This window comes from Aestuariimicrobium sp. T2.26MG-19.2B, assembly GCF_950101875.1.
GTDB lineage: Bacteria > Actinomycetota > Actinomycetes > Propionibacteriales > Propionibacteriaceae > Aestuariimicrobium > Aestuariimicrobium kwangyangense.
The window spans coordinates 1,147,071-1,160,502 of sequence record NZ_CATNLW010000001.1 but is presented as its reverse complement, the minus strand read 5'-3'; the positions used below and the strand labels follow the sequence as shown (position 1 = coordinate 1,160,502).

Annotated in this window: 14 protein-coding genes; 9 read left to right on the top strand and 5 right to left on the bottom strand. The window is 69.7% G+C overall.

Annotated elements, in window-relative coordinates; all coding sequences use genetic code 11:
- Positions 1-197: 197 nt before the first annotated feature.
- Positions 198-3,002 carry a helix-turn-helix transcriptional regulator gene (locus QQZ11_RS05130; protein WP_284550165.1) on the top strand — a complete coding sequence of 935 codons (2,805 nt, stop codon included), beginning with the start codon at positions 198-200 and terminating at the stop codon, positions 3,000-3,002.
- Between the two features lie 20 nt (positions 3,003-3,022).
- Positions 3,023-3,616, top strand: a complete 594-nt coding sequence (locus tag QQZ11_RS05125) for a YdeI/OmpD-associated family protein (RefSeq protein WP_022908943.1) — start codon at positions 3,023-3,025, stop codon at positions 3,614-3,616.
- Positions 3,617-3,720: 104 nt separating this feature from the next.
- Here the strand turns inward: QQZ11_RS05125 and QQZ11_RS05120 are convergent, their stop codons facing one another.
- Positions 3,721-4,218, bottom strand: a complete 498-nt coding sequence (locus QQZ11_RS05120) for a DUF2231 domain-containing protein (RefSeq protein ID WP_022908944.1) — start codon at positions 4,216-4,218, stop codon at positions 3,721-3,723.
- Between the two features lie 3 nt (positions 4,219-4,221).
- The gene (locus tag QQZ11_RS05115) at positions 4,222-4,551 is read right to left on the bottom strand and encodes a COG4315 family predicted lipoprotein (RefSeq protein ID WP_284549074.1); all 330 of its coding nucleotides are present in this window, start codon (positions 4,549-4,551) and stop codon (positions 4,222-4,224) included.
- Here QQZ11_RS05115 and QQZ11_RS05110 point away from each other — a divergent pair.
- From QQZ11_RS05110 to QQZ11_RS05095, 4 genes are all read left to right on the top strand, one after another.
- Positions 4,550-4,855: a hypothetical protein gene (locus QQZ11_RS05110; protein WP_284549072.1), complete on the top strand. Its 306-nt coding sequence runs from the start codon at positions 4,550-4,552 to the stop codon at positions 4,853-4,855. The genes QQZ11_RS05115 and QQZ11_RS05110 overlap by 2 nt on opposite strands.
- Before the next feature lie 224 nt (positions 4,856-5,079).
- On the top strand, positions 5,080-5,664 hold the full coding sequence (locus tag QQZ11_RS05105) for an RNA polymerase sigma factor (RefSeq protein ID WP_022908946.1): 585 nt from the start codon (positions 5,080-5,082) through the stop codon (positions 5,662-5,664).
- Entirely contained in the window at positions 5,657-6,361 is a 705-nt protein-coding gene (locus tag QQZ11_RS05100) for a zf-HC2 domain-containing protein (protein WP_284549068.1), read from the top strand. Before QQZ11_RS05105 ends, QQZ11_RS05100 begins: the two co-directional genes overlap by 8 nt.
- A 113-nt stretch (positions 6,362-6,474) precedes the next feature.
- Entirely contained in the window at positions 6,475-7,116 is a 642-nt protein-coding gene (locus tag QQZ11_RS05095) for a dihydrofolate reductase family protein (RefSeq protein WP_284549066.1), read from the top strand.
- Between the two features lie 208 nt (positions 7,117-7,324).
- Here QQZ11_RS05095 and QQZ11_RS05090 read toward each other — a convergent pair whose 3' ends face one another.
- Entirely contained in the window at positions 7,325-7,690 is a 366-nt protein-coding gene (locus tag QQZ11_RS05090) for a VOC family protein (RefSeq protein ID WP_284549065.1), read from the bottom strand.
- A 107-nt stretch (positions 7,691-7,797) separates the two neighbouring features.
- Here QQZ11_RS05090 and QQZ11_RS05085 point away from each other — a divergent pair, with 107 nt between their 5' ends.
- Entirely contained in the window at positions 7,798-8,445 is a 648-nt protein-coding gene (locus QQZ11_RS05085; protein WP_284549064.1) for an NADPH-dependent F420 reductase, read from the top strand.
- Between the two features lie 84 nt (positions 8,446-8,529).
- Here QQZ11_RS05085 and QQZ11_RS05080 read toward each other — a convergent pair whose 3' ends face one another.
- A complete protein-coding gene (locus QQZ11_RS05080; protein WP_284549063.1) occupies positions 8,530-9,189 on the bottom strand; it encodes a hypothetical protein in 660 nt (219 codons plus the stop codon).
- Positions 9,190-9,748: 559 nt separating this feature from the next.
- On the opposite strand from QQZ11_RS05080, the gene QQZ11_RS05075 reads away from it, so the two are divergent.
- Positions 9,749-11,095, top strand: coding sequence for an anaerobic sulfatase maturase (locus tag QQZ11_RS05075; RefSeq protein ID WP_284549061.1), 1,347 nt, complete (start codon positions 9,749-9,751; stop codon positions 11,093-11,095).
- A 10-nt stretch (positions 11,096-11,105) separates the two neighbouring features.
- Here the strand turns inward: QQZ11_RS05075 and QQZ11_RS05070 are convergent, their stop codons facing one another.
- On the bottom strand, positions 11,106-12,008 hold the full coding sequence (locus QQZ11_RS05070; RefSeq protein ID WP_022908952.1) for an undecaprenyl-diphosphate phosphatase: 903 nt from the start codon (positions 12,006-12,008) through the stop codon (positions 11,106-11,108).
- 145 nt (positions 12,009-12,153) lie between these two features.
- Between QQZ11_RS05070 and QQZ11_RS05065 the strand changes: the two genes are divergently transcribed.
- Positions 12,154-13,395, top strand: a complete 1,242-nt coding sequence (locus QQZ11_RS05065) for an MFS transporter (protein ID WP_284549060.1) — start codon at positions 12,154-12,156, stop codon at positions 13,393-13,395.
- The last annotated feature ends 37 nt before the right edge of the window (positions 13,396-13,432 follow it).

Sequence of the window (13,432 nt, the reverse complement as noted above, 5' to 3'; positions counted from 1 at the left end):
TCGGGTTCACCGGTGGTGGGAATGCCTCCACGGTGCGCCGCGAACGACCCGCACGCCTCAGTGCTGCCACCGAATTCGCCACTGAGATCTCCGCCCCGCCCTGGTCATCAGGGATGGGACACGTGATCGGGTCCCGGGACGCATGAATTCGGGCGTCCCCCGGCATCCCGCGGCGTGACAATGGTCACGTGGTCGCGATGGTGGGTCGCTCCGCCCAGCTTGCTGTCATCGACGACGCGGTCGCCGCCGCGTCGGCCGGTCGAGGCGGGCTCGTGCTGGTCACCGGAGAGGCCGGGATCGGCAAGACGATGCTGGGCCTGGCGGGCATCGAGAGGGCCGCCGCCGTGGGTCTGCGCACCGCTCATGGCTTCGCCGTGGACGACACGGGGGCCCCGGCTCTGTGGCCGTGGAGTCGGCTCGCGCGACAACTGCCCGAACTCGACACGGTGGTCGTCGCCGTGAAGCAGGCCGATCTCGACAACGACGCCGGACGCTTCGGGGTGGCAGAGGCGGTCGTCGATGCCCTGACCCAGGCCGCCGAGCCGTCCGGTCTGCTGGTGCTGCTCGAGGATCTGCACTGGGCGGACTCCCTGTCGGTGGCGGTCCTCCGTCACGTCGCCTTCGACCTGCCCCATTCGCGGGTTGTCGTGCTGGCCACGGCCCGGGATGACGCAGCGACCGCGTTCGGGCGCGCCCTTCCCGATCTGCTGCGTGGTGGCGGATCGGTGCTCGTCCGGTTGACGGGTCTCGACGCGGGGGCCGTGGCCCAGTGGCTGTCGAGCGACCCGTCGCTGACGGGCTGGGGTGCTCTGGTCCACGAACTGGTGTGCCGGACGGACGGGAATCCCTTCTTCATCCACGCCGTCACCTCCCAGGCGCCGCCCGCGTCGGGTGACCTCGACGACGTGCTGGCTGAGCGGCAGGACATCAGGGGCCTGCTCGCGGCGCCGCTGCTGCAGCTCACCGACGAGGCGCGTGACACCCTGATCACCGCTGCCCTGATGTCGGAGCGGCTCTCACCGACCCTGCTCGCCGCGGCGTGCGGGCGCACGGTCGCACAGGTCACCGACCACATCGCTCAAGGTTGTCGGGCCGGACTGTTGCAGCACCGCGCCACCGGACTGTCGTTCACCCACGCGCTGGTGCGTGACGCCGTCATCGCCGACACCGAAGCCCACCATCGCTCTGCCAGGGAGGCCTCGATAGCGGCGGCCATGCAGTCCAGTGGGGACGAGCTGTTGGTGGGTCCCAGCGCAGTGCACTGGGATCGGGCCGAGGGACATGCAGCCTCGGTCAACTGCCGCGACGCCGCCCGAGCGGCCGCCGCCCGGGCCGCGGCCGTCCACGCCCACGAGGAGGCGGTGGCGTTCGCGCGGATGTGTGTCCGACACACCCGTCGACTCGACCACGACGACGCCGAGCTTGCCGAGTGCCTGGTGGAGTTGGCCGGTTACGAATGGCTGGCGAACCAGGTCCCGGCAGCCGTCGACTCCTGTGTGGAGGCTGTCGACGTGGCGGAGGCGGCGGATCGTCCCGACCGGATGGCGCGCGCCGCCCTCGTCCCGCAGGGCATCGGCTCGCGTGAGGTGGCGCGTGTCGTCGCCGGTCTGTGTCGGCGAGCCCTGTCCCGGGTGCCTCCGGAGGACCTCACGACCAGGGCCCGTCTGACCAGCCAGATGGCCGTCGCTGCTGCCGAGGATGCCGTGGATGGGAGCGCCGACGCCTTGTCTGTCGCGGCCCTGACCTTGGCCCGCCGTTCGCATTCGCCCACCGCGGAGCTGGACGCCATCGCGGCGCGACATCTCGTGCTCTCCTACCCCCAGACCATCGACGAACGAGTGCCGCTGGCCGAACGAGCCGTCGAACTGGGGCGCTCGTCCACGACGGCGATGGGAACCCTCTGGGGCCACCTGTGGCAGGCCGACATCGCGTTGCAGCGGGGCGACCTGGTCGCTCTCGACGACGCCATCGTGCAGATCGCACGCGTCGCTGGCCGACGTTCCTCACCGGTGGCCCGCTGGCACGAGCATCGGTTGAGGGGGTTGGTCGCTGCCGTGTTGGGAGACTTCGACGGGGCCAGAACCCAGGCCGAGGCCGGCCTCCGGATCGCCGATCGAACCGGGGATCGGTCCCTGATCGGGATGTACCACATCGTCTGCGTCCAAATGGCCCTGCTCCGGGGTGACCCGGGCGAGATCACCGAGCCGGGGCTGCGCGTGCTCGAGGAGGCCACGGGCATCCCGCTGGTGCGCGCCAGTCTGGCCCGCGCCCTCGCCCTGGCAGGCGATCGCGGCCGGGCGGTCGCACTGCTGGCCACCCTGGCGGATCTTCCCGAGCGTGTTCCGGTGGGGCCGCGGTGGATGGGCACCTTGGGGCAGATCGGTCTGGCCGCCGCTGCGCTGGACGACCCTGACCTGGCCCGCAGGTGCCACGCCCTGCTCGCCCCCACCGCGCCTTGGTACGGCGCTGATGGTGGTGGGACGCCGTTCTACTCGGGATCGAACGAGTACCCCCTCGGGGTGATCGCGGTGGCTGCGGGTCAGCGGGACGTCGCCGCCGACCACTTCTCACGAGCCATCACCGAGAACCAGCGGATCGGGGCTCGTCCCTATGTCGCACTGGCCAGGCTCGGGCTCGCGGAATGCCTGGAACACGATCCCGCACCGTCCGCCGGACATCGGTCGGGGACACCGACCGTGCGGGAGCTGGCCGCGGCCGCCGCTGAGGAGTTCCGGCTGCTCGACATGCCCGGCCCCCTCCTGGGCGCGGAGCGGCTGCTTGCCCGTCCCGCTCCGACCGACGCTCCCTTGCTCACCACGCGGGAACTCCAGGTGGCGCGGTTGGTGGGCCAGGCGCACACCAACCGGCAGATCGCCGACCAACTCGTCGTGTCGGTGCGCACCGTCGAGTCCCATGTGCGCAGCGCGCTGGCGAAACTGGGGTTCAGTACGCGCACCGAACTCGCCCTGTGGGTGCGAGCGCGATCGGACGGCCGACCCTGAACTCCGGTTAGCCTGCCGCCATGGCTGAACTGGAGGAGCTGGTGCTCGCCGATTCCGAGGAGCTGCACGCCTGGCTGCTCGCCCACCACGACACGTCCCCGGGCGTCTGGCTGGCGTTGACCCGGAAGGGCGGCACCGTCACGACCCTGACCTGGCAGCTCGCCGTGGACGAGGCGCTCTGCTTCGGCTGGATCGACGGGCAGGCCCGCAGCCGCGACCAGGAGAGTTCCTGGATTCGGTTCACGCCTCGCCGACCACGAAGCATCTGGTCGCGTCGCAACGTCGAACACGTCGCCCGGCTCGAGGCTGAGGGAAGGATGCTCCCCGCCGGCCGCGCCGCCGTCGAGGCCGCGAAGGCCGATGGCAGGTGGGCAGCCGCGTACCCACCACCCTCGGAAGCGGAGGTGCCGGACGACCTACTGGCCGCCATCGAGGCGGTGCCTGAAGCCCGGGCCATGTTCGAGGTGCTCACCAAGTCCAACCGCTTCTCGATCATCCATCGCGTGAATGCGGTCAAACGGGCCGAGACCCGTGAACGGAAGATCAGGGAGTTCGTGGCCATGCTCGCCCGGCACGAGACGCCCTACCCCCAGAAGGCCAAGCCGGCGGAGTAGTGGCGCGCCATCCATCGGCCAACGCGCCCGTCCCTCGCCCGGACCTGTGGGGTTCGTCCGGACGAGGGCGGGGGGCTGCGGGCCACGCATCGCAGGTTCTGGGATCAGCGACCTCCCCACACCAGGGTGGCGCCCGAGTGGCCGACCAGGGTGACCAGCACCAGCGAGGCCAGCGCACTCACCACGACGACCACCGTCGAGGCCAGACGGAGCGTCCGGCGATCCTGCGGTGGTCCGACGCCAAGGGTTCGTCGTCCCGACCGTCCGCCGGCGATCGCGGTGCCGCTGTCGGACCACACCAGAGCGGCGAGCGAGAGGGCCAACACCAAGGCGGGCCACGGTGCCCACAGGCCCCACATGCGGTGCGTCGCGAACTGGGGGCTCGAGCCGATCCCGATCTGGGACGCGAGCGCTGGACCGGTGAGCCTGGCCGCCAGCGCCCCTGCCGCGCCCGCCGCCGCGAAGGCCACCGTCAGCCAACCGAACCGGGCGCGGAGCCCCGGACGCCAGCTCAGGACCAACCCTCCCAACGCCGACAGCGGCACCAGCACCACCGCGACGTGCACGATCAGCGGGTGCAGCGGAAGTCCACCGATGTTCATCGTCTACTTCTTGATCGGGTTGCCGTCGCGGTCGAGCACGAACCAGACCGAGCCGACATTCTGTCCGGTGGTGTCGCCCTTGGCCTTGTCGTTGAACCAGTAGTAGAGCGGCCAGCCGTTGTAGGTGGCCTGCTCACGACCGTCCTTGCGGGTGAACGAGCCCAACTTGGAGTCGTCGACCCCGGCCCCGGCCTTCGGCTTGCCCAGCAGGGGTGGCCACTTGACCAGGCAGTCGCCCTCGCAGGCGCTGGTGTCGGGGGCGTCCTTGGTGAACATGTAGAGCGTCATCCCGGTGCCGTCGACCACGATCGAGCCCAGCGAGGTGTCTGACATGGCGAGCGTCAGCGTGTCGCCCATGGGAGCGGACGAGCTGCCGGCCGAAGAACTGGAGGCGGAATTGCCCGACCCGTACTGGCCGTCACCGGCGGCGCTCGACGACTGCATCGACGAACTCGAGCTGGGCACGGTGTTTCCTGCGGACGGGGTCGCTGCCGGTGAACTGCAGGCCGCCATCGCGAGCACGACGACGGCACTTCCGGCGAGCACCCGGATGCGGGACGCTGTGGTGGTGGGGAGCGGACGCCCCATCACGCGAGGCGCCCGGTGGGGGTCAGCGGCCCGGATGAGGGCTGAGTGAGTGGGAGCTGGGTGGGTGAGAGCTGTGTGGGTGAGAGGTGAGTGGGTGGAGCGATTTGTTCGGGTGAAGAGAGCGGACACCATTCCTCCTGTGAATCGTCGGCCCGGTGTTCACCGTGGCCGCTGCCGTTCCCAGTGATACGGCTGCAGCGTCCGCAGGGATTGCGCCGACGACAGATTGGTCTCCGCGCAATCCCTGGGACGGGTTCATCCGTAGATCAGCATGTGACCCTCTTCTCGCTCGCCGATCGGGCGCCGGACGCTGCCCTCGTGGCTGGTCTGGTGGTCAACGACGACGCGGCCGCGGCAGCATTCGTCCGACGGTTCGAGGGACGGGTGTTCGGGCTGGCGCTGTCGATCACCCGCGATCGGGGGCTGGCCGAGGAGGTCAGCCAGGAGGCGTTCCTGCGGGCCTGGCGGGCGGCCGCAGTGTATGACCAGCGGCGGGCCTCGGTGCTCACCTGGTTGTTGGCGATCACCCGCAACGCCGCGATCGACACGATCCGCACCCAACGCTCGACCCCGATCGACGGCGAGGTGATGGAGCGTCTGATCTCGACCACGCTGAGCGGCAACCCCGACCAGTCCGGTGCTCGGGTGGAGCACCTGGACGCCGCCGAGCGGCTGCGGGCACTCCCGCCGGAGCAGGCACGAGCGGTGGTGCTGGCGGTCATCGCCGGACACACGGCCCAGCAGGTGGCCGACCTGGAGGGGATCCCCTTGGGCACCGCGAAGACGAGGATCCGCACCGGACTACGGCGTATGCGTGCCACCGTGGTGGCTGAACATTCTGAGGTGGACGATGACTGAGCGGCATCCCGACGACGACGCGCTGGTCGATCTGGTTCTGCAGACCCCGGAGCCGGACGAACGCGCCCGGCTGAGCGCCCACCTGGCTTCCTGTGACGCCTGCCGCTCCCGGTACGCCGAGCTCTCGGACGGAGCCCAGCAGGTGCTGGCCGCCGTTCCCTCGATCGCACCCCCGGCGGGATTCTCCGGACGAGTGCTGCAGGCCATGCAGTTGGGCGAGGAACCCGTTGCAGCGGTCGCCCCACCCCGCGCCCTTCGGGTAACGCGACCTCGCTGGACGAGGGGGGTGCTCTCGGTGGCTGCCGCCCTCGTGGTCGGCCTGGGGGTCGGGATCGGCGGCACGATCGTCGTCCACGACCGGCAGCAGCCGGTTGCCGTCAGTCCCACAGCGGTGCGGTCAGCGGCGGCGTTGGTGACGGCCGATGGCACCAGCGTTGGCACGGTGGGACTGACCACCATTGCGGGACGACAGGTGCTGGTGGTGACCGTCACGCGCGCGAAGCCCGGCAAGAGCTACGACTGCGTGGTGGTCGGTGGCGATGGCAGGCGCCGGACCGTCGGGTCGTGGACGCTGACCTCGACCTACGGGGCGGAGACGGCCGCTGGCACCTGGGCGGTGGATGTTCCGGCTGGTGGGGTGCAGGGCGTGGAGTTGGTGACCAGTGAGGGCAGGGTGTGGTCGCAGGCGGCCTTCTAGACCGTCAATCCCCGAGTGGCTGGGACGACAACCCGGCAGGCTCGGCGAGCGCCGCGTGGTTGTTCGTCTACGGCATGGTCACCGCTGCACCACCTGAGGTGTAGGAACGTCCCATGGCCATCACCAGGATCCACAACTTCTCCATCTCGCTGGATGGCTTCGCCACCGGCGAGCCCCAGTCGCTGGAGGCTCCGTTCGGGCACGCCGGGCACAAACTGCACGAGTGGATGTTCGCGACCCGGTCGTGGTCCCCGAAGGGAGCCATGGGCGCCGACAACGCGTTCGCCGAGCGCCACGGTCCGGGGATCGGCGCCGAGATCATGGGCGCCAACAAGTTCGGCCCGCCCGGGTGGCAGGACGACCCGGAGTGGCGTGGATGGTGGGGCGAGAACCCGCCCTTCCATACGCCGACCTTCGTGCTCACGCATCGGCCGCTGCCGCCGATGCCCATGGAGGGTGGCACCACCTTCCACTTCCTCGAAGCGTCACCGCAGGAGGCGCTGGCGGTTGCCAGGGATGCCGCGGAGGGTCAGGACGTGCGCATCGGGGGCGGGGCGAGCGTGGTGAAGGACTTCCTTGCTGCAGGCCTGGTCGACCACATGCACCTCGTTCAGGTGCCGCTCATTCTGGGACGAGGCGTTCGGCTCTGGGACGGTCTTGAGGGGCTGGAGCAGGACTACTCGATCGAGGCGGTCTCCACTCCGAGCGGGGTCACCCACTTCACCTTCTCCAGGAAGGCGCCTGTCGCTGACTGACGAGCACCTGCCGGCGGCGCAGCAGGTTGCGCCAAGACAGATCAAGACCCGCGAGGTGCGTCGCCAATGCCGATCTTGAGGCAACCTGCTGCGGAATCGGCCGCCTCGGGCGCCTCGCAGGAGGAATGGCCACCGAGAAACAGCGTCGGACGGGGCAGCTCACCGCACGCTTCCGTTCGGCCCGGTGACCGCCCATACCTCCCATGGCTCACTTGCGCTGGCAGACCATGAGGGGGTTGCCGTCGGGGTCCTCGAACTGGACGAACGACACGCTCCCGATGTCCTCGACGTCCGAAGTGATCGTGACCCCCAGCCGCTGCAGGTGCTGCACGGTTGCTTCGATGTCATCGGTCCACCAGAAGAACCGGGGCGGACCGGAGGGGTCGAAGTTCGGCTGATTCGCGTCCAGACAGAGCCGCGTCTGACCGTCGCACGGCAGATCGAGGATGGTGTCGCCGTGCGAAGCAGTGCTGGGCTCGCCCCCCAGCAGGTCGGCGTACCACCTTGCGGCTGCGTGGAGATCGCGCACCGGGATGAACACCTGACCGATGATGCGCTGGATGGGGCTCGTCACGTCCGTCAGGGTAGTGGCGCCGGACATCACCAGTCCCGCCGAGGCACAACTCCCCGATCTTCAGGCGTCACCCGGAATGCTCGATCACCCACCGCGGTTGACCAGACATGACAACAATCGGATTGATCGGGGCCGGACACATCGGCTCACAGGTGGCACGACTCGCAGTGGCCAGCGGCTACGACGTGGTGATCAGCAACTCCAGGGGTCCCGAGACCCTCGCTGATCTGGTCGCCGAACTCGGACCCAAGGCACGCGCCGCTACCCCCGTCGAGGCCGCGAAGGTTGCCGACATCGCCGTCGTGACGGTGCCGCTGAAGGTGATCGACACCATCCCCGTCGACGAGCTCGCGGGCAAGATCGTCATCGACACCAACAACTACTATCCGCAGCGTGACGGGCAGATCGCCGAGCTGGACGACGAGTCCACCACCACGGCAGAGCTGCTGCAGAGGCACCTGCCGACCTCGAAGGTCGTCAAGGCGTTCAACCACATCTACTCCGCCGAACTGACCACGCACGGTCTGCCCGCGGGCACTCCTGATCGGCGGGCGCTCGCCCTGTTCGGGGACGACGCCGAGGCAGTCGCCACGGTCGGCAAGCTGCTCGACCAGTTCGGTTTCGACGCGGTCGAGGTCACGCCGCTCTCGGAGGGATGGCGCATTCAGCGCGACACCCCTGGTTACGGACCCCGCCTCAACCGCGAGGGACTGACCGAGGCCTTGGCGCAGGCACGCCGCTACCGCGACATGTGAGCGGACGGGTTCGTCCCGGGCGGGCGCCGGATTCTCGACACGGCGCTCGTCCCCCTCGCTCCTACTCGACCGAGGGCACGCAGTTCAGGCCGGAGTGAGCCGGGCCACCGTGCAGGAGTTCGCCCTCACCTTGGCCGGCAGGTCGGCGAAGGTCTGCTCACACCACGAGGTGACCTCCGCTGAGCTGGTGAAGCCGCCGTCGAAGACCGTGACGTAGTAGGGCCGTCCGTCACGGGTGGTGATGCCGCGCCCGAAGCTGGTCGACAACACCAGGCGCACGCTGCCGCTGAACCGTAGGTCGTCACGCAGCTGCATGTGCTGGTCGTAGATGTCGGGCCAGGTCCAGGCTGCCGCCCCACTCGGCGGGGGATCCAGTGGGTCGACCGTGCCCAAGGCCTTCGACGCCAACTGCGCCACGTAGTGACCGTCGAACGAGACCTCCGGCGCGTCACTGCGCACCAAGTCGTCCAGACCCTGCTTGGCCAACTGATCGGCGCTCAGGGTCGGCGTCGGAGTCGGGGTGGGAGTCGGTGCGGACGAGGCCGCCTCGGTGGGTGTGGGTGTGACCACGGCTGAGGTCTCTTGCGCGGTCGCGGACGAGGCCTCGGTGGCCACGGCGCTCGTGACCACGGGACTCTGGCTCGCCGCCGCCACCGCGGGCCTGCTCGCCGCCCCACGCCTGAGGAAGATGATCACACCGATGGACGCGATCAGCGCCACGGCGAGTACGGCGGCCACCACCACGAGCAGGGGAGTGGCCCGTCCACGAGACGGTGGTGCGGACGCGTACCCGACCCCCGGGCCCGGCTGCCTCGGCCCGAAACCTGACGGTTGCGGGTAGCCCGGGCCGGGCGCCGGGAAATGCTGGGCAGACCCCGGTTGGCCGGGTCCGTAGCCCTGGGGACCAGGGCCGTACCCCTGCGGCGGCGGGGGATAGCCGTGTTGGCCCCCGTATCCCGGTTGACTCCCGTGTCCCGGTTGACTCCCGTATCCCGGTTGACTCCCGTGTCCCGGCTGGCCGTAGCCCTGACCGGGTCCTGCGGGCGGACCCTGGGGGCGAGTGGGATCGCCCCAGGCCTGGCGGTTCGGATCCGCAGGCCATCCGGCCCCTTCGTTCTGATTGCCCTCGTTGCTCACGGACAGACCCCTATCGGCCCCGTCGGCCTCGATCGGCACCCTCAGCGCCGAGCCGAACGCCACGATGCTAGCGCCGGGCGCTGCCCCGGGAACCAGCCACCCCGGCCTGCGAACCAACACGCGCGGGAATAGCCTGAATGGGCCCGAACAGCCGAGGAGAGGGCCCGTGAGCACCGCCGCCACACCCGTTCCACCACCAGTTCCGCAACCACGCGCTCTTCCGCGACCAGGCCTCGCTCCACGAGCGTCCGCCATCGGGCTGCCGACCCCGACCGAGTCGCGTCGGCGTCGTCCGTTCTCGTTGCTGGCCAAACCGACCGGGGCGGCGTGCAACCTCGACTGTTCGTACTGCTTCTTCCTCTCCAAGGAGGTGCTGTGGGCGGGCTCCGACCAGCGGATGTCCCACGAGACCCTGCTCACCTACCTCTCGGCCTACCTCGACTCCCAACCGGACGGCCCGGTGACCGTGGCCTGGCAAGGAGGGGAGCCGACGCTGCGCGGACTGGGGTTCTTCCGTGAGGCGGTGCGCCTGACCGAGGAGCTGGCTCGTCCGGGGCAGCGGGTGGAGCACGCGCTGCAGACCAACGGCACCCTGCTCGACGACGAGTGGGGCGAGTTCCTCGCCGAGCACCGCGTGCTGGTCGGCATCAGCATCGACGGGCCCGAGCACCTGCACGACACCAACCGGGTCAACAAGGCCGGCCGCGGAACCCACGCCCAGGTCGTCCGTGGCTGGCGGGTGCTGCAGCGCCACGGCGTCGACACCAACGTGTTGTGCACGGTGAACTCGGCCAACGCTGACCACCCGCTCGACGTGTACCGCCACTTCCGTGACGAACTGGGAGCGCGGTTCCTGCAGTTCATCCCGATCGTCGAGCGGGTCGCCGAGGGGGAGGACGAGGTGGCCGAGGCCGGGTGGCGCGACTCCTCGGGCGAGCACGTGCTCTACCGCCAGCACGGCGAGGGCGTCACCTCGCGCAGCGTGCGTCCGGTGCAGTGGGGCACCTTCATGTGCACGATCTTCGACGAGTGGCTGAGCCGCGACGTGGGTGAGGTGTTCGTGCAACACGTCGACGCCGCGCTGGGAGCCATGTTCGGGCGCTACTCCCTGTGCGTGCACGCTCCCGAGTGCGGGGGAGCGCTCGCCGTCGAGCACACCGGCGACGTGTACTCCTGCGACCACTACGTCGAACCCGAGCACCTGCTGGGCAACGTGCACCGCGACCGCCTCGTCGACCTGGTCACCTCGCCGCGGCAGCGAGACTTCGGACGATCCAAGCGCACCGCCCTACCCCAGCAGTGCCTGGACTGCCGGGTGCGGTGGGCCTGCCACGGAGGATGTCCCAAGGACAGGTTCGACCTCACCCACGACGGGGAACCCGGCCTCAACCACCTGTGCGAGGGCTACCGGATGTTCTTCGGGCATACCGAACCCCACCTGCAGGTGATGGCACGGCTGATCCAGCGCGGACGACCTGCCGCCGACGTGATGGCGGGGCCGATGCCGCGGTGATCGGGCCGCCTCAGCGCGCCAGGAACCAGACCAAGCTGCCGAGACCGGCGACCAGGCAGTAGAAACCGAACGGACGAAGCGATCGCTTCGAGACGTAGCGCGTGAAGAAGGCAACGGCCACGTAGGCGCCGATGCCGGCCAGTACCGCGCCCAGCAGGGCTTGCCAGCGGATGCCGTCCCCCAGCGGGCTGAACAGGTCGGGCAGCTTGAGCACACCGGCGGCGAGGATGACCGGGGTGGCCAGCAGGAACGAGAAGCGGGCCGCGTCCTCCTTCTTGAGCCCCTTCAGCAGCCCCGCGCACAGCGCGGCCCCGGAACGAGAGATGCCGGGAGCCAGCGCCAGGATCTGCGAGGAACCGATCAGCAGGGTCTGCCCCCAGGTGAGGTTGGCCAGCCGGGCATCGGACTCGGGACCGCTGACCCTCTCGTCCACGTAATCGGGCTCCACGTCGCCACGACGCCGGACGATGGCGTCGACCAGCAGGATGATCAATCCGTTGACGGCCAGGAATGCGGCGGTCGGCAGGGGGCGGCCCAGGTTCGTCCGCAGCCAGTGCTCGAAGAGCAGACCCACCAGCCCCACCGGGATGGTGCCTACGATCAGGCGCCAGATCAGCTTCTCGTCCGGGGTCTGCATGCGTCGGTGGGCGATGCTCGTGAAGAACCCTCGGATGAGGCGCACCCAGTCACGTCGGAAGTAGAGCAGCAGGGCGATCGCGGTGGCCACGTGGGTGGCGACGATGAAGGCGAGGTAGGTGGACTCGGGGGCGGAGACGTCCATGTCGCGGTGCCAGTGGCCGCCCACCCAGGCCGGCAGCAGCACGCTGTGGCCCAGGCTCGAGACGGGGAAGAGTTCGGTCACTCCCTGCAGGAGTCCGATGATGGCGGCTTCGAGCCAACTCAGGTGATTCACAGCCGCCAGAGTGCCACCCGATGCTGTGGATCAGGTGCGCCACTCCGCGGACCTCCCCTCACGCGCCCCGCGGATTCACCCGCACCCGATGCGCATCCATGAATACTTGATGCCCATTCAGTTCGCTCGGGCCTAGGCTTCTGCGGTGAGCACCCCCCAACTCGATCGCCACGCCCTGGTCAACTGGCGCAACGCGATCATCACCGCCTTCGCCCTCGGCGGCGTCGCGAGCGCGGCCTTCGGAGCCCGTCTCCCGAGCATCCAGGCCGACCTGGGTGTCTCCAAGGGCACCTTGGGCACCATGCTGATCGGCACCACCGTCGGTGCCCTGGCCGGACTCGCGTCGTCCGCGTGGATCCACCGCACGTTCGGTGCCCGCACGGGCATTCGAACCAGCCTGTTCATCGTCGCCGCCGGCGTGGCCCTGATCGGGCTCGGCGCCGGCGCGCTGCACTCGCCGGTGATGGTGATCCTCGCGCTGGCCCTCACGGGCTACGGCATCGGCTCGCTCGACGTGATGATCAACGTCGAGGGATCGATGGTCGAACGACAGTTCCGCAAGACCCTGATGCCGCTGATGCACGCCGCCTGGTCGGCGGGAGTGATCGTGGGGGCCGGCATCGGGGCCGGCAGCGCTGCTCTCGGACTACCGGTCGAGTACCAACTGCCGCTGCAGGGTGCGTTGGTCGCGGCCGGTGGGTGGGTGTTGTCGTGGGGCGTCCCCTCGCACGAGGCACCCGAGACCCCGGCCGAGAAGGTCACGTGGGGAGAGCGCGCCCGCGGCATCCTCGCCTCGGTCAAGGACGTGCGTCTGGTGCTGATCGGTCTGGTCATGCTGGGCTCGGAACTGGGCGAGGGCTCGGCCAACAACTGGCTCACGCTCGCGGTGCGCACCGAACACCTCCAGCCCGAGGCCATCGCCGGCCTGTTCCTGGTGCTGTTCGCCGCCTCCGAGACCTTGGCCCGTGCCTTGGGCGGCCCGGTCGTCGACCGGATCGGACGAGCCCGGGCCGTCCGTGTCACGAGCGTGCTGGGGCTGGCCGGGATCGCGTTGTTCATCCTCACCGACCACTGGCTCCTGGTCGCTGTGGGCGTGCTGCTGTGGGCGTTCGGTGTCTCGATGGGGTTCCCGCTGGGCATGAGCGCAGCCGCCGACTCGGGCCCGAACCCGGCCGCCCGGGTGAGCTTCGTCGCGGTCATCGGGTACGCCGCCAACCTGACCGGCCCTCCCGCCATCGGCAACCTGGCCGATCACGTGGGACTGCTGAAGGCGCTGTGGGTGATCGCGGCGCTGTTCGCGGTGGCCGTGCTGTGTGCGTCGGCGGTGCGCAAGGAGCCCGAGCCGGTGCATCCGGCGGACGACCAGTTCCGGCTCGCTGCCAGCTGAGCGTCCCAGCCGATACCTCCCACGGGAGGCCCGTCCG

Bases quoted from the DNA above. Each gene is read 5' to 3' on its own strand.
- QQZ11_RS05125 (WP_022908943.1), top strand. From the start codon at position 3,023: ATGGCTGAACTGGAGGAGCTGGTGCTCGCCGATTCCGAGGAGCTGCAC.
- QQZ11_RS05100 (WP_284549068.1), top strand. From the start codon at position 5,657: ATGACTGAGCGGCATCCCGACGACGACGCGCTGGTCGATCTGGTTCTG.
- QQZ11_RS05115 (WP_284549074.1), bottom strand. From the start codon at position 4,551: ATGTCAGACACCTCGCTGGGCTCGATCGTGGTCGACGGCACCGGGATG.
- QQZ11_RS05130 (WP_284550165.1), top strand. From the start codon at position 198: ATGGTGGGTCGCTCCGCCCAGCTTGCTGTCATCGACGACGCGGTCGCC.
- QQZ11_RS05095 (WP_284549066.1), top strand. From the start codon at position 6,475: ATGGCCATCACCAGGATCCACAACTTCTCCATCTCGCTGGATGGCTTC.
- QQZ11_RS05120 (WP_022908944.1), bottom strand. From the start codon at position 4,218: ATGAACATCGGTGGACTTCCGCTGCACCCGCTGATCGTGCACGTCGCG.
- QQZ11_RS05085 (WP_284549064.1), top strand. From the start codon at position 7,798: ATGACAACAATCGGATTGATCGGGGCCGGACACATCGGCTCACAGGTG.
- QQZ11_RS05110 (WP_284549072.1), top strand. From the start codon at position 4,550: ATGGCGAGCGTCAGCGTGTCGCCCATGGGAGCGGACGAGCTGCCGGCC.